This is a genomic window from Brevundimonas nasdae, from assembly GCF_016654005.1.
GTDB classification, from domain to species: Bacteria; Pseudomonadota; Alphaproteobacteria; order Caulobacterales; family Caulobacteraceae; genus Brevundimonas; species Brevundimonas nasdae.
In genome coordinates, this window is sequence record NZ_JAEPWN010000005.1 from 151,382 (window position 1) to 172,298 (window position 20,917).

22 protein-coding genes are annotated in these 20,917 nt (G+C 65.8%); 7 read left to right on the forward strand and 15 right to left on the reverse strand.

Features of this window, described 5'->3' with window-relative positions:
• Positions 1-2: 2 nt before the first annotated feature.
• Entirely contained in the window at positions 3-407 is a 405-nt protein-coding gene (gene sdhD / locus JKF87_RS09595) for a succinate dehydrogenase, hydrophobic membrane anchor protein (protein ID WP_201099661.1), read from the reverse strand.
• Positions 404-868: a succinate dehydrogenase, cytochrome b556 subunit gene (gene sdhC, locus JKF87_RS09600; protein WP_201099662.1), complete on the reverse strand. Its 465-nt coding sequence runs from the start codon at positions 866-868 to the stop codon at positions 404-406. The genes sdhD and sdhC overlap by 4 nt, the downstream gene beginning before the upstream one ends.
• A 204-nt stretch (positions 869-1,072) precedes the next feature.
• Here sdhC and JKF87_RS09605 point away from each other — a divergent pair, with 204 nt between their 5' ends.
• Positions 1,073-1,657 carry a hypothetical protein gene (locus tag JKF87_RS09605; protein ID WP_201099663.1) on the forward strand — a complete coding sequence of 195 codons (585 nt, stop codon included), beginning with the start codon at positions 1,073-1,075 and terminating at the stop codon, positions 1,655-1,657.
• Here JKF87_RS09605 and JKF87_RS09610 read toward each other — a convergent pair.
• Entirely contained in the window at positions 1,654-2,070 is a 417-nt protein-coding gene (locus JKF87_RS09610) for an HIT domain-containing protein (RefSeq protein WP_201099664.1), read from the reverse strand. The genes JKF87_RS09605 and JKF87_RS09610 overlap by 4 nt on opposite strands.
• 5 nt (positions 2,071-2,075) lie before the next feature.
• Positions 2,076-2,978: an SIMPL domain-containing protein gene (locus JKF87_RS09615; protein WP_201099665.1), complete on the reverse strand. Its 903-nt coding sequence runs from the start codon at positions 2,976-2,978 to the stop codon at positions 2,076-2,078.
• 136 nt (positions 2,979-3,114) lie between these two features.
• On the opposite strand from JKF87_RS09615, the gene mdh reads away from it, so the two are divergent.
• Positions 3,115-4,077: a malate dehydrogenase gene (gene mdh, locus JKF87_RS09620; protein ID WP_201099666.1), complete on the forward strand. Its 963-nt coding sequence runs from the start codon at positions 3,115-3,117 to the stop codon at positions 4,075-4,077.
• A 123-nt stretch (positions 4,078-4,200) separates the two neighbouring features.
• On the opposite strand, the gene JKF87_RS09625 is transcribed toward mdh, so the two are convergent.
• Positions 4,201-4,710 (reverse strand): YbjN domain-containing protein, encoded by a 510-nt coding sequence (locus tag JKF87_RS09625; RefSeq protein WP_201099667.1) that lies wholly within the window; start codon positions 4,708-4,710, stop codon positions 4,201-4,203.
• 34 nt (positions 4,711-4,744) lie between these two features.
• The gene (zapE, locus tag JKF87_RS09630; protein WP_201099668.1) at positions 4,745-5,836 is read right to left on the reverse strand and encodes a cell division protein ZapE; all 1,092 of its coding nucleotides are present in this window, start codon (positions 5,834-5,836) and stop codon (positions 4,745-4,747) included.
• A 143-nt stretch (positions 5,837-5,979) separates the two neighbouring features.
• Between zapE and JKF87_RS09635 the strand changes: the two genes are divergently transcribed.
• Together JKF87_RS09635 and rarD are read left to right on the forward strand one after the other, a co-directional pair.
• Positions 5,980-7,026 carry an aspartate-semialdehyde dehydrogenase gene (locus tag JKF87_RS09635; RefSeq protein ID WP_201099669.1) on the forward strand — a complete coding sequence of 349 codons (1,047 nt, stop codon included), beginning with the start codon at positions 5,980-5,982 and terminating at the stop codon, positions 7,024-7,026.
• A gap of 103 nt (positions 7,027-7,129) precedes the next feature.
• Complete coding sequence (gene rarD / locus JKF87_RS09640; protein WP_201099670.1) at positions 7,130-8,059, forward strand: EamA family transporter RarD; 930 nt, start codon at positions 7,130-7,132, stop codon at positions 8,057-8,059.
• Here rarD and JKF87_RS09645 read toward each other — a convergent pair.
• The 6 genes from JKF87_RS09645 to JKF87_RS09670 form a co-directional block, all read right to left on the reverse strand.
• Entirely contained in the window at positions 8,056-9,189 is a 1,134-nt protein-coding gene (locus tag JKF87_RS09645; RefSeq protein ID WP_201099671.1) for a serine hydrolase domain-containing protein, read from the reverse strand. The two genes, rarD and JKF87_RS09645, sit on opposite strands and share 4 nt — an antisense overlap.
• An 87-nt stretch (positions 9,190-9,276) precedes the next feature.
• Complete coding sequence (locus JKF87_RS09650) at positions 9,277-9,546, reverse strand: ATP synthase F1 subunit epsilon (protein ID WP_201099672.1); 270 nt, start codon at positions 9,544-9,546, stop codon at positions 9,277-9,279.
• A gap of 2 nt (positions 9,547-9,548) precedes the next feature.
• On the reverse strand, positions 9,549-11,093 hold the full coding sequence (gene atpD, locus JKF87_RS09655) for a F0F1 ATP synthase subunit beta (protein ID WP_201099673.1): 1,545 nt from the start codon (positions 11,091-11,093) through the stop codon (positions 9,549-9,551).
• Positions 11,094-11,130: 37 nt separating this feature from the next.
• A complete protein-coding gene (locus tag JKF87_RS09660; protein ID WP_201099674.1) occupies positions 11,131-12,009 on the reverse strand; it encodes a F0F1 ATP synthase subunit gamma in 879 nt (292 codons plus the stop codon).
• 32 nt (positions 12,010-12,041) lie between these two features.
• Positions 12,042-13,574, reverse strand: coding sequence for a F0F1 ATP synthase subunit alpha (gene atpA / locus JKF87_RS09665; protein WP_201099675.1), 1,533 nt, complete (start codon positions 13,572-13,574; stop codon positions 12,042-12,044).
• Positions 13,575-13,649: 75 nt separating this feature from the next.
• Positions 13,650-14,204: a F0F1 ATP synthase subunit delta gene (locus JKF87_RS09670; protein WP_201099676.1), complete on the reverse strand. Its 555-nt coding sequence runs from the start codon at positions 14,202-14,204 to the stop codon at positions 13,650-13,652.
• A gap of 336 nt (positions 14,205-14,540) precedes the next feature.
• Here JKF87_RS09670 and JKF87_RS09675 point away from each other — a divergent pair, with 336 nt between their 5' ends.
• Complete coding sequence (locus JKF87_RS09675; RefSeq protein ID WP_201099677.1) at positions 14,541-15,365, forward strand: TerC family protein; 825 nt, start codon at positions 14,541-14,543, stop codon at positions 15,363-15,365.
• Between the two features lie 5 nt (positions 15,366-15,370).
• Positions 15,371-16,153 (forward strand): glutaminyl-peptide cyclotransferase, encoded by a 783-nt coding sequence (locus tag JKF87_RS09680; protein WP_201099678.1) that lies wholly within the window; start codon positions 15,371-15,373, stop codon positions 16,151-16,153.
• A gap of 178 nt (positions 16,154-16,331) precedes the next feature.
• Here JKF87_RS09680 and JKF87_RS09685 read toward each other — a convergent pair whose 3' ends face one another.
• Entirely contained in the window at positions 16,332-16,886 is a 555-nt protein-coding gene (locus JKF87_RS09685) for a carboxymuconolactone decarboxylase family protein (protein ID WP_201099679.1), read from the reverse strand.
• Positions 16,887-16,984: 98 nt separating this feature from the next.
• Positions 16,985-18,508 (reverse strand): catalase, encoded by a 1,524-nt coding sequence (locus JKF87_RS09690; RefSeq protein WP_201099680.1) that lies wholly within the window; start codon positions 18,506-18,508, stop codon positions 16,985-16,987.
• A gap of 102 nt (positions 18,509-18,610) precedes the next feature.
• Here JKF87_RS09690 and JKF87_RS09695 point away from each other — a divergent pair, with 102 nt between their 5' ends.
• On the forward strand, positions 18,611-19,510 hold the full coding sequence (locus tag JKF87_RS09695) for a hydrogen peroxide-inducible genes activator (protein ID WP_201099681.1): 900 nt from the start codon (positions 18,611-18,613) through the stop codon (positions 19,508-19,510).
• A gap of 7 nt (positions 19,511-19,517) precedes the next feature.
• On the opposite strand, the gene JKF87_RS09700 is transcribed toward JKF87_RS09695, so the two are convergent.
• On the reverse strand, positions 19,518-20,903 hold the full coding sequence (locus JKF87_RS09700; protein ID WP_201099682.1) for a S41 family peptidase: 1,386 nt from the start codon (positions 20,901-20,903) through the stop codon (positions 19,518-19,520).
• Positions 20,904-20,917: the final 14 nt, after the last annotated feature.

Here is a 20,917-nt window from a genome sequence, read left to right on the forward strand (position 1 = left end):
GATCAGGCTCCGAAGCCGGCAGGCAGCGGCGCGGAACCCAGCGCCAGCCGCGTGATGAAGAAGATGCTGGCCGCCGCCAGCACCAGGCAAACCAGGTTCAGCACGGCGATCAGCGCCGCCTTGGTGCCCGGCTTATGGATGTAGTCTTCGATGATGACCTTCCAGGCCAGGCTGGCGAAGCCGAAGAAGACCACCGCCGTCAGACCCAGCAGCACGGCGTTCAGGCCGTTGGCGAACCAGGCCAGCACGACCTCATAGGAGGCGCCCGCAAGGGTGAAGGCCGTCGAGGCCAGCCACAGGCCCAGCGGGATCAGGGCCAGCAGGGCGACGCGTTCGGTCGCCCACTCGCCGGCGCCGTGGCGCTCAGAAACCTTGACGTTGTTCTTGAACTTGGCGGCGTCGCTCACAGCGAGACCCTCCCGGCAGCGAACAGAACGACCCAGAACAGCACGGCCAGGGGCACAGGCGCCCAGACCGCGATATTGGACAACAGATTGGCCGACTTCAGCGTCAGGCCCGCCCCTGTGTCATTGGTCAGGTGGCGCGCGCCGTTCAGAATGAAGGAGAACAGCACCACCGTGAGACCGAAGCCGACGAACAGACCCAGCGGCGATCCCGCCAGATCAAGGAAGCAGGCGTAGTGCTCAGGCCCGAAGGCCAGGACGCCCAGCCAGCCCACCAGGATCACCAGACCGACGCTGGCGGCGATGATCGTGGCGCGGAACAGGATCGAGGCCGTCATGGTGACGTGCCAGCGCCAGACTTCCATGTGCGGGGACAGCGGGGTGACGTGACCGTTCGGCTGGGTGACGAAACGACCGGTCCGGTCGCCTGTCGCCCCCCCCTTGGTCGGGCTAGGCTGAGTCATGCGAATCGTTCTCAAAAGCGAATGAATTCAAACGCCGTGTGCGGTTGCGAAGGCTTTTGTGACCCCAAGGCGGCGGTGTCAACAAACGGCGTCAACAAGTGTTGCAATGTGTCCTGCGCGAACCGTCCGTCACACCCGATCACGATTGCGCGCTTTGCAATCCGAGACTTTGCGCCTCGGGCCGGGGTTTGGCAGGGTAAGCCCATGATCTGGCTCGCCTTCGCCTCAGCCTTGACCGTCCAGGCGACCTATGGACCGCTGGACGCGACGCCGGAAACCTATCAGCCGCCGGCCATCCGACCTTTTGAACCGCCCTCCGACTTTGGTCGGACCCCGGCGCAGGGTGACGGCGAGACGATCCGACATCGCGCGCCCCTGACCCGGCCCGTGACCGTCGACGCCTATGCCGCCAGTTATGAGGTCAGTCCGTCGGACATGGAGATCGCCTATGATCAGGGCGTGGCCCAGGCCGAACTGGACACCGACCGCCGGATGGGTCCGCTGGACGGCCGCTGGCGCGTGACGGGGGGCGACGGCAGGCCGTTCCTGTCGCTGGCTCTGACCGACCGGGGCGGCGGACGGATGATCGAAGGCGCCTGGACCAGACTGGACGACCGCCCCGGCGTTGAACACAGCGGCCCGGCAGGTCCCGCGACGACGGACGGTCAAACCGTCATCGTGCCGATCACCGGCGGCGAACTGCACCTGCAACAGGCGGGCGCAGGCTGGACCGGCGCCCTGATCCAGAACGGCCGCCGTCATCCGGTGACGGTGACCCGCCCCGGCTAGGCTGCGCCCGTGATCCGCGCCAGAACCGCCGCCCGCCGGTCGCCCCCATAAGGCTCTGCCGGTCCCCGGCCCCAGACCGGATCGGGCCACAGGCCGTCGTCGCGGCGGCGCCCGACCACATGCACATGCAGCTGGGCGGTGACATTGCCGATGGCGCCGACATTCAGCTTGTCGACGGGGCGTCCGTTTTCGACGCCCAGCGCCCGGACCAGTTCGCCAGCCCGCACCGTCTCCTCCATCAGAACCGCCCGCTGATCCGCCGTCAGGTCGGACAACTCCACCGCCCCCACGATGCGAGGGATCAGGATCAGCCAGGGAAAGCGCGCATCATCCTGCAGCCGGACATGGCACAGACCCCATTCGCCCGCAGCGACAGAGCCTGCTTCAAAGGCGGGATCGACGAAGAAGGTCATTCCGGTCAGTTCAGGCTGTAGATGATGCAGGCGCTGTCGGTCAGGGTCTGGAGCGGCGGCTGCAGGGCCAGTCGCGCCGCCTCGATCTGATCTTCGCTGGGGGCGCCGCCTCCCGCGGGCGCAGCAGGGGGCGGCGGCGGTGCGAAGTTCGCCCTCTCCATCGCTTTCGCCCCCGTGACCACGACCTCATCCACCGAGGTCGCCGGACCCGAAGCGGCATAGGAGGGCCAGCCCGCCAGCACGTCCGTCTGACACACCCGCCCGGACGGATCGATGACCCGCACCCGGCCCAGGGTCGCGCCCGCATTGGCGGCGGCGGCCTCTGCGCGACGGCGCGCATCCTTCATCGCTTCGGCCGCCAGATTGGCCTTCCAGCTGTTTTCAGGGTCCAGGCTGAAGCTGACCTGGCCGATGGAGGTAGGACGCGAGGCGACGATGGTGGCGTACACCCGCTCGATCAGGGCCACGTCGCGCACGGAGACGCGGACGGCGGCGTCGGCCTGATAGCGGGCGATCCGATCGGCGCGGGTGTTGTCGCGCATGACGCCGTCGCCGTCACGATACTGATCATAGATGGGGCGGGTGGTGACGCTGGTCTCGACCCGCACCTTGTCGGCGCCATAGCCAGTCAGCGCCTGGCTCAGCGCCCGCACCTGATCGGCGGCGGCGCGCGAGGCGTCGTTCACGCTGCGCTCCACCGACTGGAAGCTGGCGGAGACGAAAGCGCGGTTGGCCTGCAACTCGACCTGCACATTGCCGACCGAGGCGATGACCGGATCGCGCATCCACCAGGGCGCGGGGATATAGCGGTCGCCGATGGTCGCGGGCGGGGTCTGGGCCAGGGCGGGCGCGGCGACGGCGGCCGCCAACAGACCAAGGGTCAAACTCCGCGTCAGGGAAGCGCGCATCGAAATCCTCCTGTGAGACGCCGACCTTCGCAGGCCCGATCGAACGCGTAAAGCGAGGTTCTTGCGACAGCCGCCCGAGGGGTCTAGACCGCCCGCACGATTTATCCTTTCGCACACGCAAAAAACGGAGACATCCATGGCTCGCGCGAAGATCGCCCTTATCGGCGCCGGCATGATCGGCGGCACCCTGGCCCACGTGGCCGCCCGCGAAGCCCTTGGCGACGTGATCCTGTTCGACATCGCTGAAGGCACGCCGCAGGGCAAGGCCCTGGACATCGCCGAAGCCTCGGCCGTCTTCGGCCAGGACGTGGCCCTGAAGGGCGCCAACGACTACGCCGACATCGCGGGCGCCGACGTCTGCATCGTCACCGCAGGCGTGCCGCGCAAGCCGGGCATGAGCCGCGACGACCTGATCGGCATCAACCTGAAGGTCATGAAGGCCGTCGGCGAAGGCATCAAGGCCCACGCCCCCAACGCCTTCGTCATCTGCATCACCAACCCGCTGGACGCCATGGTCTGGGCCCTGCAGAAGTTCTCGGGTCTGCCCAAGGAGAAGGTCGTCGGCATGGCCGGCGTGCTGGACTCGGCCCGCTTCGCCTACTTCCTGGCTGAAAAGACCGGCGTGTCGGTGCAGGACATCCACGCCTGGACCCTGGGCGGCCACGGCGACGACATGGTGCCGATGGTGCGTCACTCGACGGTTGGCGGCCTGCCGCTGCCGGACGCCGTCGCTGCTGGCCTGCTGTCGCAAGCCGATCTAGACGCCATCGTCGACCGCACCCGCAAGGGCGGCGGCGAGATCGTGGCCCTGCTGAAGACCGGCTCGGCCTTCTACGCCCCGGCTGAATCCGCCATCGCCATGGCCAAGTCCTATCTGCTGGACCAGAAGCGCGTCCTGCCTTGCGCCGTCTGGCTGTCGGGCGAATACGGCCTGTCGGACCTCTACGTCGGCGTCCCGGCCCTGATCGGCGCGAACGGCGTCGAGAAGGTGGTCGAGTTCACCACCAACGACGAAGAAAAGGCGATGTTCGAGAAGTCCGTCGCCTCGGTCCAGGGCCTGCTCCAGGCCTGCAAGGACATCGACGCTTCGCTGGCTTAACTCGCCAGCGGGCGCTAACGCGCGGCTCGCGGAGCCGCGCTGCTTGAGCGCCTGATGCCTATGAGAAAGGGCCACAGAGTGATCTGTGGCCCTTTTTTCGTACCGAGCCCGAGGAGATGACGCCTACTGCGGCGTCAGGCCGACATGGGTGGCGAACAGCGGCAGCAGTTGCAGCCACACCGCCAGCGGATCCGTCAGTTGCTCCACGCCCTGCCCCGGCACGGTCAGGACATCATATTGCACCGTCCCGGTCGGCGTCTTTCCATCCGCGCCCGGCGTGTAGAAGGCCTTCAGGAAGCGGTTGTCCCGGTTCCAGGTGTTGATCAGGTCCGGCGTCGCGCCTGCGCTGGCCACGACAGCGCTGAACTGCACGTCCTGACACAGGTCGCCCTGGCAGCTCTGGAAGAAGACGGCCCAGGTCAGGCCCGCATTATTGACCGCAAAATAGGTCTGGCCGTCCGCCGTCTGCAGCGGCCCGACCTGGCCGCCCAATCCCGTCAGCCAGGCGCTGACGTCTGCGGCGCGCAGACCGCTGGATGCAGGCGCGGCGGCTGGAGTCTGGGCCATCGCAGGCCCTGTCGCCAGCGGGGCGGCTATCATCAAAAGGGCGGCGGTCAGGGCGAGGCGGCGCATCGGGAACTCTCCGGTTGTGGCGCCACACTAGCCGTCACTCGCGCACGTGCGCCAGCCAGTCCTTGCTCTGCATTTCATTGAAGCGTGACACGGTGCGTTCGAACTCGAAGGCGCCGACCCCTTCGGTATAGAGGGCCTCGGGCCTGGCCGCCGCCAGCACGATCAGCTTGGTCTTGGCCTCGTACAGGGCGTCCACCAACGTCACCAGGCGCCGCGCCTCATGGTGGTTGGCCGAGCTCAGGATCGGCACGTCCTCAAGGAACAGGGTGTGGAACCGTTCGGCGATGGCCAGATAGTCCTGCGGCCCCAGCGGCCTGGCGCAAAGGTCGTTGAACGTCGCCCGCGCCATCGAGCCCACGGTGCGTTTGATCACCACGTCGCGGCCCAGCACCTTCAGTTGCGTGGGCTCCTCCGGCTCGCCGCCCTTCAGCTCGCGCCACAAATCCTCGAACCCGGCGCGGTCGTCCGGCGTGTGCCAGACCTGGGCCGAGCTCATCCGGTCCAGTCGCCAGTCGCGCGCGCCCGCCGTCTGCACAACCTCGCAACGCTGACGGATGATGTCGATGAAGGGCAGGAAGAGCTGGCGGTTGATTCCGTTCTTGTAGAGGTCTTCCGGCGCGCGGTTCGAGGTGATGGCCAGCACCACCCGGTCCTCGAACAGGGCCTCGAACAGCCGCCCCAGGATCATGGCGTCGGCGATGTCGGTGACCTGCAACTCATCGAAGCACAGCAGCCGGGCTTCCGAGGCGATCAGCTTGGCGATCGGCGGGATCGGATCGTCGCCCTTGTGGGTCCCGAACACGGCCTTGCGCGTCCGGGCGTCGCCCTCGCGCCACTGTTTCACCAGATCGTGGATGCGGGCCATGAAGGCGTGGAAGTGGGCGCGCGTCTTTCGCGGCTCGGGCGTCGCCGAATAGAACAGGTCCATCAGCATCGACTTGCCCCGTCCGGGCGGGCCGTAAAGATAGACGCCGCGCACCTCGGGTGCCTTTCCGAACAGGCCCCGCTTGCCCAGATCGGTCTCCAGCCGCTCCAGGGCGGTGATCACATCGGCCTGGGCCGGGTCGGGCGTCAGAACGCCCTCTTCCACGCGGATATCGTAGGCGTTGCGGATACGGGAGGTCATGGCGGCCCTGCTTAGAGCCGTCTGCCCCGAAAAGCGATTGCTTCGCGGCTGCGAACGCCTAAATGCACATCACACCATAAATCGCGCTCAAGCAGCGAGGCTCCGCTGAGCCGAGCGTTAGCGCGTCCGAAGGACCAAGCATCATGGGTTATCGCGTCGCCATCGTCGGAGCCACGGGCAATGTGGGCCGCGAAATGCTGAACATCCTGGAGGAAGTCGAATTCCCCGTGGATGAGATTCACGCCATCGCCTCGCGCAAGTCCAAGGGCGTGGAGGTCTCCTTCGGCGACAAGACCATCAAATGCCAGGACATCGAACAGTTCGACTTTTCGTCGGTCGACATCGTCCTGATGTCCGCCGGCGGCGCGGTGTCCAAGGAATGGTCGGAGAAGATCGGCAAGGCCGGTCCCATCGTGATCGACAACTCCTCGGCCTTCCGCAAGGACGCCGACGTGCCGCTGATCGTGCCCGAGGTGAACCCGGACGCCATCAAGGACGCGACCAAGAAGAACATCATCGCCAACCCCAACTGCTCGACCATCCAGCTGGTCACGGCGCTGAAGCCCCTGCATGACGCGGCCAAGATCAAGCGGGTGGTGGTCTCGACCTATCAGTCGGTGTCCGGCGCCGGCAAGGAAGGCATGGACGAGCTGTGGAACCAGACCAAGGCCATCTACGGCCTGGGTGACGCGCGTCCCAAGAAGTTCCCCAAACAGATCGCCTTCAACGTCATCCCCTACATCGGCTCGTTCCTCGAAGACGGCGCGACCGACGAAGAGCAGAAGATGTCGGACGAGACGCACAAGATGCTGGACCCAAACATCCAGGTCACCGTCACCTGCGTGCGCGTGCCGGTCTTCGTGGGTCACTCAGAGGCCGTGAACGTCGAGTTCGACCGTCCGATCGCGCCTGACGAAGCCCGCGCCATCCTGCGCGAGGCGCCGGGGGTGCTGGTGATCGATAAGCAGGAGCACGACGGCTATATCACCCCGGTCGACGCCGCGGGCGAGCACGCCGTCTATGTGTCGCGCATCCGCAAGGACCCGACGGTCGAGAACGGCCTGAACCTGTGGGTGGTGTCCGACAACCTGCGCAAGGGCGCCGCCCTGAACGCCATCCAGATCGCCCAGCTTCTGGACGAGACGGGCGTCATCAAGTCCTCGTCCGGCTATCGCTCCATCACCATCTGATCCCGGCCTTCGTCATCCTCCCGCAGCGCCAGCGCGGCGCGGAGGATGACGAGCCTGTTGCCCGCTCTCCGTCCCGCCCCGGACGAACCGAAAGCCCGCCGCCATGAGCGCAACCGCCACAGCCACGCCTACAGACGGTCGCGCCGTCGGCACCGCCATCGCCTGCTACACCCTGTGGGGCCTGCTGCCGCTGCTGTTCATGGCCATGGCGGCGCATGGGTTCACGGCGCCTGAGATCCTGGCGCACCGCGCCGTCTGGTCCGTGTTCATCGCCGCCATCGTTCTGTTGCTGGCGGGCCAGTCGGCGGAGGCGCGCCAGGCCCTGTCCAACCCGCGCATCTTCGGCTGGCTGATCGTGTCGGCCCTGCTGATCGGCACCAACTGGAGCCTTTACGTCGTCGCCACCACCCATCACGCGACGCTGGAAGCCAGCCTGGGCTATTACATCAATCCCCTGCTCAACATGGCGGCGGGGGCGGTGCTGTTCCGCGAGAAGATCGACCGGCTCAGCGGCCTGGCCATTGGCCTGGCGGCTGTGGGCGTGGTGATCCAGACCATCGCCCTGGGCCATGTGCCGATCATCGGCCTGACCCTGGCCCTGACCTTCTGCGCCTATGCGGTGATCAGGAAGCGGGTTCAGGCCTCGGCCCAGACGGGCCTGTTCGTCGAATGTCTCGTGCTTCTGCCCATCGGCGCGACCTTCCTGGGCTGGCTGGTCACCCACGGTCAGGCGGTCGGCTTCTCGTCGCCGACAGGTCTGGCCTGGGCCTTGTTCAGCGGTCCTGCGACCGTTGTTCCTCTGGCCCTGTTCGCCTGGTCGGCGCGTCGCCTGCCGCTGTCGACGGTGGGCTTCATCCAGTTTCTGGCGCCGACGCTTCAGTTCGCCTGCGGCGTCTGGGCGGGCGAGAAGCTGACCCTGCTGCGGATCATCTCCTTCGCCTTCATCTGGGCCGGGGCGGGCGTCTTCGCCGCGGCCGCCTTCCGCCGCAGCCGCGCCGCCCGCGAGGCCATCCGCGCCGTCGAGACGGTCTAGGGGGCCGCGTAAACCGCCTCCAGCAGGCGCCGGGGGCGGGGATCGCCGATCAGGTGCGGCGACTGGCGCGTCATCACATAGGCCGCTGACAAGCGCTGTGACGGGTCCGCCATGGCCATCGACCCGCCCCAGCCGTAATGGCCCCAGGCTTCATTCGGGCCGAAGACGTTCAGGCCGTCGTTGCGCATCAATCCCGCCGCCCAGCTGATGACATAGGGCAACACCTTGTCCTGACCGTGGATGCGCTCGCGGGTCAGTTGCTCCAGCGTCTGGCCCGACAGCACCGTGCGCGCGCCCAGACGCCCTTCATTGGCGACCACGCCCAGCAGCGTGGCCAGACCCAGGGCCGTGCCGTGCAGATTGGCCGACGGGATTTCCATCTTGCGCCATTCCGCCGAACCACGCCCGCCCGGCGCCGAGCCGCGATCCAGGAAGGCCGCCTGTTTGATCGGGTCGATGGTCCCCAGACTGGGCGCCGCCGTAGGCTTTCTCATCTGCGCCACGCGCCCGTGTTCGCTGTCGGGCAGGCCGATCCACAGATCCAGATCGGGGAAATCCTCACGCAGGGTCTGGCCCATGGTTCGGCCCGTCGCACGGCGGAACACCTCATTGGCCAGATAGCCGACCGTGATCGGGTGATAGCCGGACGCCGTTCCCGGCGCCCACATCGGCGCCTGCGCCGCCAGCCGCTCCAGCACGGCGGGGATATCGAACCAGATGGCCGGATCAACCGCCTCGGAAAAGCCCGGCAGGCCCGACTGGTGGCTCAGAAGCTGGGCTACCGTCACCTCCTGTTTTCCCGCCGCCCCGAACTCGGGCCACAACGAGGCGACCGTCTGATCATAGTCGACCTGACCCGCCTCGACCGCCGTCGCCATCAACAGGGCCATCACCGCCTTGCCGGTCGAGAAGACCGAGGTCAGGGTCGTGTCCGTGAACGGCGTCGTCTTCGCCGTATCCGCATGGCCGGCCCACAGGTCCACGACCGCCTCCCCCTCGATCAGCACGCTGAAGCGCGCCGCCTGCTCGTTCAGCCCCTCAGGCGCATCGGTGAAGTTGGCGGCGAAGGCCTCGCGCACCGCATCAAAGCGCGGATCGTTCTGGCCGTGGATTTCGATGGCGTCGGTCATGCCCCGGTCCTAACCCGGCAAGCGCGCACGAAAAAGGCCCTGCGCCGGAGCACAGGGCCTCAAATCGTTTCGATCCTTAAATCAGGATCAGGCCGCGACGACCTCGGTCGCCTGTTCGGCCAGGATGGTCAGGCCTTCGCCGTTGACGTCGGCGAAGCCGCCCTTGACGTCGTACTGGGTCTTGGCGCCGCCGTTATAGACAGTGACCAGACCTTCGCGCAGCGCGGTCATGAAGGGGGCGTGGTCCGGCAGAACGCCGAAGTCGCCCTCGACGCCCGGTGCATCGACCTGGTCCACGAGGCCCGAGAAGACCTCGCGTTCCGGCGAGACGAGAGAGAAGTTCAGCTTGCCGGCCATGATCAGGCTTCCGAAGCCATCTTCTCGGCCTTGGCGACGGCCTCTTCGATGGCGCCGACCATGTAGAAGGCGGCTTCCGGCAGGTGGTCGTACTCGCCAGCCACGATGCCCTTGAACGAGCGGATCGTGTCGGCCAGCTCGACGAACTTGCCGGGCGAGTTGGTGAACTGTTCAGCCACGAAGAAGGGCTGCGACAGGAAGCGCTGGATCTTGCGGGCGCGCGAAACGACCAGCTTGTCCTCTTCCGACAGCTCATCCATGCCCAGGATGGCGATGATGTCCTTCAGGCCCTTGTACTGCTGCAGCACTTCCTGGACCGAACGGGCGACCTGGTAGTGCTCCTCGCCGATGACCAGCGGGTCCATGATCCGCGAGGTCGAGTCCAGCGGGTCAACGGCCGGGAAGATGGCCTGGGCGGCGATGTCACGCGACAGCATGGTCGTTGCGTCCAGGTGGGCGAACGAGGCGGCAGGCGCGGGGTCGGTGGGGTCATCGGCCGGGACGTAGATGGCCTGGACCGAGGTGATCGAGCCCTTCTTGGTCGAGGTGATGCGCTCTTGCAGGTTGCCCATCTCGGTGGCCAGCGTCGGCTGATAGCCCACGGCGGACGGGATGCGGCCCAGCAGAGCCGACACTTCCGAACCGGCTTGGGTGAAGCGGAAGATGTTGTCGACGAACAGCAGAACGTCCTTGCCTTCTTCGTCGCGGAAATACTCGGCCTGGGCCAGGCCGGTCAGGGCGACGCGGGCGCGGGCGCCGGGAGGCTCGTTCATCTGGCCGTAAACCAGGGCGCACTTGGAGCCTTCGGTCGAGCCGTTGTTCTTGGTCGGGTCCACGTTCACGTTGGACTCGATCATCTCGTGATACAGGTCGTTGCCTTCGCGGGTGCGCTCACCCACGCCAGCCAGAACCGAGTAACCCCCGTAAGCCTTGGCGATGTTGTTGATCAGTTCCTGCATGGTGACGGTCTTGCCGACGCCGGCGCCGCCGAACAGGCCGATCTTGCCGCCCTTGGTGTAGGGGCAGATCAGGTCGATCACCTTGATGCCCGTGACCAGGATTTCAGACGAGGTCGTCTGTTCCTCGAAGGTCGGCGCCTCGCGGTGGATCGGGCGGTATTCCGTGGTCTGGATCGGACCGGCTTCGTCGATCGGCTGGCCGACGACGTTCATGATGCGGCCCAGCACGCCCGGACCGACCGGGGTCTGGATCGAGGTGCCGGTGTCCGTCACGGCCTGGCCGCGCGTCAGACCTTCGGTCGTGTCCATCGAGATGGTGCGGACCATGTTCTCGCCGAGGTGCTGGGCGACTTCCAGCACCAGGGTGAAGGGCTCGCCCGTCTTCTGGTCGACGTTCTGGGTGTGCAGGGCGTTCAGGATCGCCGGCAGGGCGCCGGTGAACTCAACGTCGACGACAGCGCCGATGACCTGGGCGATGCGGCCGGTTGCGGCGGCGCCGGTCGCAGCCGAGGCGGCGGGCGCCTTCTTGGCGGCGGGTTTCTTGGCTGCGGGTTTCTTGGCGGCGGGAGGGGCGACGGTGTCGGTCATGGCTGGGGTCCGTATCGGAATGTCTGTGCGGTCGGGATCAGAGGGCTTCGGCGCCGGCGATGATCTCGATCAGTTCGGTGGTGATCTGGGCTTGGCGCTTGCGGTTGTATTGCAGCGTCAAGGCATTGATGAGGTCGCCCGCGTTACGCGTGGCGTTATCCATCGCCGCCATCTGCGAACCGAAGAAGCCCGCCTGGTTCTCGTACAGAGCGGCCAGGATCTGGGTCGTCAGGTTGCGCGGAAGCAGGGTTTCGAGGATTTCCTCTTCCGACGGCTCATACTCATAGACCGCGCCGTTCAGATCGATCGGCTGCGCATCGCCCTCGACCACGGCCGGGATCAGTTGCTTGCCGGTCGGGACCTGTTGGATCACCGACTTGAACTGGCTGTAGAACAGGGTGACCACGTCGGCCTGACCGTCCTCGAACGCCGTGGCGATCATTTCCGCGACCGGCTGGGCCGAAGGCAGACCGATGGTCTTGTTCGCCGACAGTTCGAAGGTGTGGATCACCTTGTCGCCGTACAGACGCGACAGCTGGTCGCGCGACTTGCGGCCCACAGCGATGATCTTCACGTCCTTGCCGGACGCGATCAGGCTGTTGATCCGTTCACGCGCGGCGCGGATGACGTTGGTCGAGAAACCGCCCGCCAGACCCTTGTCCGCCGTAGCCACCACGATCAGGTGGCGCTGGTCGTCGCCCGTGCCGGCCAGCAGCCTGGGCGCATCGGCGCCCGAGACGCCGGCGGCCAGGTTGGCGATGACCGAGGCCATCTTCTGCGCATAGGGACGGGCGCTTTCGGCCTGATCCTGGGCGCGCTTCAGCTTGGCCGCGGCGACCATCTGCATGGCTTTCGTGATCTTCTGCGTGGCTTTCACGCTTCCGATCCGATTGCGCATTTCCTTGAGGCTGGCCATCCGGCTTTACTCTCTCAGCTTTCCGGAGGGGCTCAGGCGAAGGTCTTGACGAAGGCGGCCAGGATGTCCTTCAGCTCGGCTTCGAGGTCCGAGGTCAGGTCCTTCTTGGTGCGGATGCCTTCGAGCAGCGAGGCGTGGTTCGCATGGATGCGCGCCAGCAGCTCCTTCTCGAAGCGACCCACGTCGCCGACAGCGATGCCGTCGATGTAACCGCGCGTACCGGCGTAAACCGACACAACCTGCTCTTCCATCGCCAGCGGCGAGTATTGCGGCTGCTTCAGCAGCTCGGTCAGACGGGCGCCGCGCGCCAGCAGCTTCTGGGTCGAAGCGTCCAGGTCCGAGCCGAACTTGGCGAAGGCGGCCATTTCACGATACTGGGCCAGCTCGCCCTTGATGGTGCCGGCGACCTTCTTCATCGCCTTGGTCTGAGCCGACGAACCCACGCGCGACACCGAGATGCCGACGTTCACGGCCGGGCGGATGCCCTGATAGAACAGGTCCGATTCCAGGAAAATCTGGCCGTCGGTGATCGAGATCACGTTGGTCGGGATGTAGGCCGAAACGTCGTTCGCCTGGGTTTCGATGATCGGCAGGGCGGTCAGCGAGCCCGAGCCGTAGTCTTCGTTCAGCTTGGCCGAACGCTCCAGCAGGCGGCTGTGCAGGTAGAAGACGTCGCCCGGGTAGGCTTCACGGCCGGGCGGACGGCGCAGCAGCAGGGACATCTGGCGATAGGCCACAGCCTGCTTGGAAAGGTCATCATAGATGATCAGGCCGTGCATGCCGTTGTCGCGGAAATACTCGCCCATGGCGGTGCCGGCGAACGGCGCCAGGAACTGCAGCGGGGCCGGTTCCGAAGCCGTGGCGGCGACGACGATCGTATATTCCAGGGCGCCGGACTCTTCGAGGGTCTTGACGATCTGGGCGACGGTCGAACGCTTCTGACCGATGGCGACGTAGATGCAGTACAGCTTGGCCTGCTCGTCGTCGGTCTTGTTGACGGCCTTCTGGTTCAAGATGGTGTCGACGGCGACAGCCGTCTTGCCGACCTGACGGTCGCCGATGATCAGTTCGCGCTGGCCGCGGCCGACCGGGATCAGGGTGTCGATGGCCTTCATGCCCGTCTGCATCGGCTCGTGAACCGACTTGCGCGGGATGATGCCGGGCGCCTTGACGTCCACGCGGCGGCGCTCGGTGAACTCGATCGGGCCCTTGCCGTCGATCGGCTCGCCCAGCGGGTTGACCACGCGGCCCAGCAGACCCTTGCCGACCGGCACGTCCACGATTTCGCCCAGGCGGCGCACGTCGTCGCCTTCAGCGATCGCGGCGTCGGCGCCGAAGATCACGGCGCCGACGTTGTCGCGCTCCAGGTTCAGGGCCATGCCCTTCACGCCGGCCTTGGGGAACTCGACCATTTCACCAGCCTGGACATTGTCCAGACCGTGGATGCGGGCGATGCCGTCACCGACCGACAGCACGCTGCCGACGTCGGAAACGTCGGCTTCGACGCCGAAGTTGGCGATCTGCGACTTGAGGATGGCCGAGATTTCAGCGGCGCGGATGTCCATGACGGGCTCTCTGTTCTTCAGTCTTTGCGGTTGCGCCGTTCAGGCGCGCTACATTCTTGTGGATCGGGGCAGGCCTTAAGCCCGCTTGAGGGCGAACTTCATCTGGTCGAGCTTGGTCTTCAGCGAGGCGTCGAACAGCTTCGAACCGACCTTGACCTTCAGGCCGCCCAGGATCGACGGATCGACGCGGGCGGTCAGTTCCGGCGCCTTGCCTAGGGCCTTGGACAGGGCGGCGGTGATGGCGGCGACCTGCTTGGCGTCCAGCGCCTGGGCGGACACGACCTCAGCGGCGACGATGCCGGCGTGTTTGGCGTAGCGGGTCTCGAAACCGGCGATCACGCCCGGCAGGTCCTTGGCGCGATGGTTCTGCGCCAGCAGGCCCAGGAAGTTGGACGTGGTCTTTTCGAACTTGGCCTTGGCGGCGATGGCGACCAACCCCTTGGCCTGATCCTCGGCCGAGACCACCGGCGAGGTGGCCAGGCGGCGCAGGTCTGCGCTGTCGATCCAGGCCGCCTTCAGCGACTGCAGGTCGGCGCGGACGGCGTCCAGACGGCCAGTTTCCAACGCCAGATCAAACAGCGCCTGTGCGTATCGATCGCCGACTTCCGTCGTTCTGAAATCATCAGCCACTGATTAGGGTCCGAGGTCGTTGTGTCAGGGTCGCGACCGATTGTGAGGATCACACCGGTCAGAAGCTTGAAATGCTTAGGAAAAGCACGACAGAGGCCGTATCCGTGAATACGCCCCCTTCAAGCCGGGCGCCTGATAGCACGGGGTTTTGCTGCTCGCAACATTGTGTGATGGCCCACCAAGGTCGAGGCCTGCGCGATAACGCCGCGCGTCATGGCTGTGCGCCTGCATCGGCCGCCTGGGTGCGACCATAACGCCGCACCCGCCCGCTTGATCGGAACCATGCGCGGCCCTAGCGATTTCGGTTCACGTTTTTCCCTAGGACCCCCAACCTCAATGCTCGACAGCATCATCCCCCTGTTCTCCGACCCGGCCGCCTGGGCCGCGTTGGTGACCCTCATTGTGATGGAGGTGGTGCTGGGGATCGACAACCTCATCTTCATCTCGATCCTTTCGAACAAACTGCCCGAACATCAACGCTCCAAGGTGCGGCGCATCGGCATCGGCCTGGCGCTGATCATGCGTCTGGCGCTGCTGTCCATCATCGCCTGGCTGGTGGGTCTGGTTCAGCCGGTCTTCACCGTCATGGGCAATTCCTTCTCGTGGAAGGACCTGATCCTGATCGCGGGCGGCCTGTTCCTGGTCTGGAAGGCCACCAAGGAGATCCACCACACCGTCGATCCGACGCCCTCGCCCGCTGTCCTGGACAAGAAGGACGTGATGATCACCAACGCCGGCGCGGCCATCTTCCAGATCATCATTCTGGACATCGTCTTCTCGATCGACTCGATCCTGACGGCCGTGGGCATGACCGAGCACCTGCCGATCATGGTGGTGGCGGTCCTGGTCGCCGTGACCGTGATGCTGCTGGCCGCCGATCCTCTGGCCAACTTCATCAACAAGAACCCGACCGTGGTCATGCTGGCCCTGGGCTTCCTTCTGATGATCGGCATGGTTCTGATCGCGGACGGCTTTGGTTTCCACGTGCCGAAGGGCTACATCTACGCCGCCATGGCCTTCTCGGCCGGTGTCGAGGCGCTGAACATGCTGAGCCGCCGCTCCTCCTCCAAGAAGGAGCTGGCCGAGCGTGCCCGCGCCGAGGCTGATCAGGCCGAAGCCCGCGCCCTCAAGGCCGAGGCGGAAGCTGCAGAAAAGGTCTGACGCCCATGCCCCGTCCATCGTCGCTTCTGGCCGCGCTTTGCCTCGGCCTCATGCTGGCGACGGGCGCGGGCCTGAGGACGCAAGCTGAAGTCCCGGTTCAGGGCTTCGAGGTGGTCAAGGCCTATCCCCATGATGACGAGGCCTTCACCGAGGGCCTCTTCTTCCATGACGGCGACCTGTACGAGAGCACCGGCCTGTATCCGTCCTTCATCCGGCAGATTCGGCTGGAGACGGGCGAGGTGCTGCGCCAGCGCAACCTGCCGACCATCTATTTCGGCGAAGGGTCCACGGCGCTGAACGGCAGGCTCTACAGCCTGACCTGGCGCAACCAGATCGGCTTCATCTGGAAGCTGGACGACTTCGCGCCTCTTGGCGGCTTTTCCTATACGGGCGAAGGCTGGGGCATGACCAATGACGGCGCCCGCCTGATCATGAGCGACGGCACCGACCAGATCCGCTTCCTCGACCCCGCGACCCTGGCCGAGACCGGGCGCATCCGCGTCACCGCCGACGGCCAGCCGCTGGATCAGATCAACGAACTGGAATGGGTCGACGGCGAACTGCTGGCCAACATCTGGCAGGACAGCCGGATCGCCCGCATCGATCCGGCGACGGGCCATGTGAAGGCCTTTATCGACCTCAGCAGCCTTGTTCCCAGTGGCCCGGACATTGACCCCAACGACGATGTGCTAAACGGCATCGCCTGGGATGCGGCGGGCAAGCGGCTGTTCGTCACCGGCAAACGCTGGCCGCAACTGTTCGAGATCAGACTGAATCCGCTGGGCTAGGTTCAGCCGCCTTTCGCAGCCCCTCCTCTCGTCATTCCGGGGCTGAGCGTAGCGAAGAACCCGGAACCCAGGGGTGCGACTGTGGTATTGGACGTATTCAGCCCCGGATGTACGTCTCCTGGGTTCCGGGCTCGACCTTCGGTCGCCCCGGAATGACGACACTGACTGACCGCTTATCCTAAAACGAAGCGGCCGCCTCAGCAGAAGCCGTCACCCGGCTGGCGGCATGAACCACGGCGGAGATGCGAAGCGCGGTCTGGACGACGGCAGGCTCTACGCCGTGCTTTTTCAACTCGCCCTCATGCGCGTCCAGGCAGGCGCTGCAGCCGTTGATCGCCGACACCGCCAGCGCCCACAGCTCGAAGTCCAGCCGGTCCACACCGACCGGCGCCGCCAGGTTCATCCGCAGCCGCGTCGGCAGGGCCTCATATACGTGGTTCTGCATCAGGTGCAGCGCCCGATAATAGATGTTGGTCATGCCCATCCGCGCCGCCGCAGACCGCGCAGCATCGGCAACCTCTGGCGACAACCGCACCTGCGCCTCGGCTTCAAAGGTCCGCACCACCGAGGCGACGCCGATTCCGTGCGCGCAGGCCAGGAAACAGCCCCACTTCTGCTGGTCCGTCAGGGTCGCATCCTCGGCCAGAACCTGAAGATTGCGCGCGACCTCCCGTCCATAGTCCGGGATGGCGTCGATCAGGGCGGCCAGAGGGGGCAGGGCGATCTGGGTCATGGGCGGCGTCTCCTGCGGCCTTTCTAGCAGAAAGGCCGGGCGCCTTTCGACGCCCGGCCCAAGTCAGCTTCAGGTCTCCCAACCTTTTTCGCCGCAGACTATTCGGCGATCTCCAACCCGCGTGCGGCGCGCAGATGCATCGGCAGGGTGGTCGGATCTTCCGCGGGCTTGGCCTTGTCCGCCTCGACCGCCGCGCGGACGCCTGCGGCATAGTCGGGATGCACCTTCTCCAGATGGGCGAACTGGCGCTCCAGAATGAAGTCCGGCACCCCCTGCATGGCCGCCGCCATGTTGGAGAACAGCCGCTGGCGTTCACCCGCATCGAACAGCTCAAACAGGGCGCGCGGCTGGCTGTAGTCGTCATTGCCGTCGCGATGGTCCCAGCGGTCAGCATCCCCGGTGATCTTCAGCGGCGGCTCGCGGTACTCCGGCGCCTGGACCGGCCCGCCGAAGCTGTTCGGCTCGTAATAGGCGTCCGGGTTCGGGTTGTTGGCGAAGAACCGCATCGCCCCGTCCTTGTGATAGTGATGCACCGGGCATCTGGGCGCATTCACGGGCAGGGCCTCATAGTGGGTGCCCAGCCGATAGCGGTGGGCGTCGGCATAGGAGAACACCCGCGCCTGCAGCATCTTGTCCGGCGAATGACCGATGCCGGGCACGATGTTGGACGGGCTGAAAGCGGCCTGTTCGATCTCGGCGAAATAGTTGTCGGCGTTGCGGTTCAGCTCCAGCACCCCGATCTCGATGGGCGGGAACTCGCCATGCGGCCAGACCTTGGTCAGGTCGAACGGGTTGTAGGATGTCCGCTCCGCCTCGGCCTCGCTCATGATCTGGACCTGCACCGTCCATTGCGGGAAGGCGCCGCTCTCGATGGCGCCGAACAGCGCCTCCTGATAGCCCTCTCGCGACTGGCCGATCACCTGTTCGCCCTCGGCGTTGGTGTAGTGTTTGTGGCCCTGGCGGGTCTTGAAGTGGAACTTGACCCAGTGGCGCTCGCCCGCCGCATTGATCAGGCTGTAGGTGTGCGAGCCATAGCCGTTCATATGCATCGGCGTGACCGGCAGACCCCGATCCGAGAACAGGGTCGTCACCTGATGCAGGCTCTCCGGCGACTGGGACCAGAAGTCCCACATGGCTGTGGGGCTGCGCAGATTGGTCCGGGGGTGGCGCTTCTGCGTATGGATGAAGTCAGGGAACTTCAGCGGATCGCGCACGAAGAAGACCGGCGTATTGTTGCCCACCAGATCCCAGTTGCCTTCCTCGGTGTAGAATTTCAGCGAGAAGCCGCGCACGTCGCGTTCATGGTCCGCCGCGCCCATCTCTCCCGCCACGGTCGAGAACCGGGCCAGCATCGGCGTCTCGGCGCCCGGCTGCAGCACCTTGGCGCGGGTGTATTTCGAGATGTCGCCCGTGATCCGCAGCGTCCCGTGCGCGCCCCAGCCCTTGGCATGGACAACCCGTTCGGGAATGCGTTCGCGGTTCTGGTGCGCCAGCTTCTCCAACAGTTGCCAGTCCTGCATCAGCACCGGGCCGCGCGGCCCCGCCGTCAGGCTGTTCTGGTTGTCGGCGACCGGCGCGCCTGCGCTGGTGGTCAGGGTCGGGGGCGTTTTGGTGTCGGACATGGCGAAGACCTCTTTGAAGACGAGGCCATTCAGCACCGCTTGGTGCGATAAGGCCAATCGATTATCTTTGCCACCTTCATAGATTTCACCTATCCATCAGCCATGCTCCCCACCCTGCGACAGCTCCAGTATCTCAAGCTTCTGGCCGAGCACGGCAGCTTCTCGCGCGCCGCCGAGGCCGCCCATGTCAGCCAGCCCGCCCTCAGCGCCGGGGTGCAGGAGCTTGAGCGGATCCTGGGCACCCCCGTGGTCGAACGCACGCGCGGCGCCGTCCTGCTGACCGCCGTGGGCGCAGAGGCCGTTCGCCGCGCCGAAGACGTCCTGGCCCGCACCGAAGATCTGGTCGAGGCCGCCAAGAACGCGGGCCGCCCCCTGTCGGGACGCTTCCGGCTGGGCGTCATCCCGACCGTGGCTCCCTTCCTGCTGCCGCGCAAACTGCCGTCGGTGAAGGCCGCCTATCCGAACCTGAAGCTGTTCATCCGCGAGGATCTGACGCCGCGCCTGATCGCCGCGCTCAAGGCCGGACAGATCGACGCCGCCGTCATCGCCCTGCCCTATGATGCGCCGGGCATCGAACACGCGCGCATCGGCGACGACGAGATCATGGCCGCCGCTCCGCACGACCACCCGCTGGCCGCGCCCGGGCCGATCCGCCCCGGCTCGCTGCGCGCCGAAGACCTGATCCTGCTGGAAGACGGCCACTGCCTGCGCGACCACGCCCTGGCGGCGCTGGATATCGAGGCCCCGCGCGGCGACGACGTCTTCGCCGCCACCAGCCTGCATACGCTGGTGCAGATGGTCGGCTCGGGCCTGGGCGTCTCCTTCCTGCCCAAGATGGCGGTTCAGGCGGGCCTGGCCGACAATCCGTCCGTCGCCATCCGCGCCTTCGAGAACCAGGCCGACGGCGCCCCGCCCCACCGCGAAATCGTCGTCGCCTGGCGCGCCGGCTCCAGCCGCGCCGCCGAAGCCCGCCTGCTGGCCGAAGCCCTGAAGTTGGAGTGACCTTTGCTTAGTCCTGTCGCAAAGCAGTCGGGGACGTCGAACCTTCCGACCACAGGACATTCAGCCCACTGATCCCCCCTCGCTCGTCCCGATTGAAACGCACCCGTTGGGTCGGTTCGCCCACGACCGTGAACAGGTCCGCCGATAGCCCACGCAGGGTCCACGGCGGCCGTTGACCTTGGCGATACTGCAGCAGGCCCTTCTCTAGAAACACCTGCACCTCGCCGTATTGACCGACATAGGGTTGAAGCGACGTCGCATACTCCGCCGTCTCTAACGTCTCGATAATCCAGCGATCTTCAGCGGCAATCGCGCGCGGAGCACCCCGCTCCAGCACCTTGCGCAAGGCCAAGGCCCAGGCATGGTCTTTGGCGCCTTCCACAGGCCCCACGACATCCGGCTGCACGCCTGTTCGCTCCCAGTTGGTCCGGGTCACCGGGCTGAGCGTCACGGCGAAGGGCAGGAAGACCGAAAAACCGGACGGCGTAGCAACCGGACGCGCCATACTGGCCGCACCCATGCTCGGTTGACCGACGATGGTCGCCCGCCCAGCGGATTGCAGCATATAGGGGAAGGCTTCGGCAGCCGAGGCGGAGCGTGCGCTGATCAGTATGATCAAGGGCGTATCGAGGCGGGGCCGCGAATAAGACCGGACCGGCCGAAGACTTGTTTCGGCACCGCTTTCGTCTCGCTCGTACATATAGGCGTTGCTGTCGGGAGGCAGGAAGGCGCTGGCCAGATACATGGCCATTTCGGGTGATCCCCCGCCATTGTCGCGTAAATCAACGATCACGGCATCGGTATGCGCCAGGGTCTGGAGCGCCGCATCGGCCGCCAGCTTTTCAGGACTGTCCGGCGTCTCGAAATCGATATCGGGAAAGAACCTGAGGTCGATATAGCCGATGTTGCCTGGAAGAATTTCCGTCGTGCGAAACCCGTAATTGATACGCCGAACCTGATCTTCATAATCGATATTCAGGCCGGGCTCTTCCGGACCAGCCGACAGCACCTGCGGCCCGGCAACACCAAAATGTCCGTCCACTGGCTTTAGCCTGCGAGTCAATGCGCCCGCTAACTGCTCGCCGTCTGGATATCGGTCGTAAGCGCCCGCCTGCACTTCCGCCCGCAAGGAGGCCGCCAGGCTCCGGGCCTCCGCAGCGTCGAAATAGTTAACCTCAATCGTAAGTGCGACCTCTTCCACAATGCGTCGAGGGTCAGTCGCCTCAGTTGCAGATGCGATGCCGCCAAACAACAGCGGCAAGGTGAATGCTGCGCCCCATAGCTGCCTCATATTTCCCCCGAACCGCGTGAAGCGTCGGGTCATCAAGGTTTGGATGACCGCCCGCGCAGGCGAACAGTGCTCGATAAGAGGAGAAATGACCACCGCCGTCACCTCTGAGGGGCTCC

Bases quoted from the DNA above. Each gene is read 5' to 3' on its own strand.
- sdhC (WP_201099662.1), bottom strand. From the start codon at position 868: ATGACTCAGCCTAGCCCGACCAAGGGGGGGGCGACAGGCGACCGGACC.
- JKF87_RS09605 (WP_201099663.1), top strand. From the start codon at position 1,073: ATGATCTGGCTCGCCTTCGCCTCAGCCTTGACCGTCCAGGCGACCTAT.
- JKF87_RS09610 (WP_201099664.1), bottom strand. From the start codon at position 2,070: ATGACCTTCTTCGTCGATCCCGCCTTTGAAGCAGGCTCTGTCGCTGCG.
- JKF87_RS09615 (WP_201099665.1), bottom strand. From the start codon at position 2,978: ATGCGCGCTTCCCTGACGCGGAGTTTGACCCTTGGTCTGTTGGCGGCC.
- mdh (WP_201099666.1), top strand. From the start codon at position 3,115: ATGGCTCGCGCGAAGATCGCCCTTATCGGCGCCGGCATGATCGGCGGC.
- JKF87_RS09625 (WP_201099667.1), bottom strand. From the start codon at position 4,710: ATGCGCCGCCTCGCCCTGACCGCCGCCCTTTTGATGATAGCCGCCCCG.
- zapE (WP_201099668.1), bottom strand. From the start codon at position 5,836: ATGACCTCCCGTATCCGCAACGCCTACGATATCCGCGTGGAAGAGGGC.
- JKF87_RS09635 (WP_201099669.1), top strand. From the start codon at position 5,980: ATGGGTTATCGCGTCGCCATCGTCGGAGCCACGGGCAATGTGGGCCGC.
- rarD (WP_201099670.1), top strand. From the start codon at position 7,130: ATGAGCGCAACCGCCACAGCCACGCCTACAGACGGTCGCGCCGTCGGC.
- JKF87_RS09645 (WP_201099671.1), bottom strand. From the start codon at position 9,189: ATGACCGACGCCATCGAAATCCACGGCCAGAACGATCCGCGCTTTGAT.
- JKF87_RS09650 (WP_201099672.1), bottom strand. From the start codon at position 9,546: ATGGCCGGCAAGCTGAACTTCTCTCTCGTCTCGCCGGAACGCGAGGTC.
- atpD (WP_201099673.1), bottom strand. From the start codon at position 11,093: ATGACCGACACCGTCGCCCCTCCCGCCGCCAAGAAACCCGCAGCCAAG.
- JKF87_RS09660 (WP_201099674.1), bottom strand. From the start codon at position 12,009: ATGGCCAGCCTCAAGGAAATGCGCAATCGGATCGGAAGCGTGAAAGCC.
- atpA (WP_201099675.1), bottom strand. From the start codon at position 13,574: ATGGACATCCGCGCCGCTGAAATCTCGGCCATCCTCAAGTCGCAGATC.
- JKF87_RS09675 (WP_201099677.1), top strand. From the start codon at position 14,541: ATGCTCGACAGCATCATCCCCCTGTTCTCCGACCCGGCCGCCTGGGCC.
- JKF87_RS09680 (WP_201099678.1), top strand. From the start codon at position 15,371: ATGCCCCGTCCATCGTCGCTTCTGGCCGCGCTTTGCCTCGGCCTCATG.
- JKF87_RS09685 (WP_201099679.1), bottom strand. From the start codon at position 16,886: ATGACCCAGATCGCCCTGCCCCCTCTGGCCGCCCTGATCGACGCCATC.
- JKF87_RS09690 (WP_201099680.1), bottom strand. From the start codon at position 18,508: ATGTCCGACACCAAAACGCCCCCGACCCTGACCACCAGCGCAGGCGCG.
- JKF87_RS09695 (WP_201099681.1), top strand. From the start codon at position 18,611: ATGCTCCCCACCCTGCGACAGCTCCAGTATCTCAAGCTTCTGGCCGAG.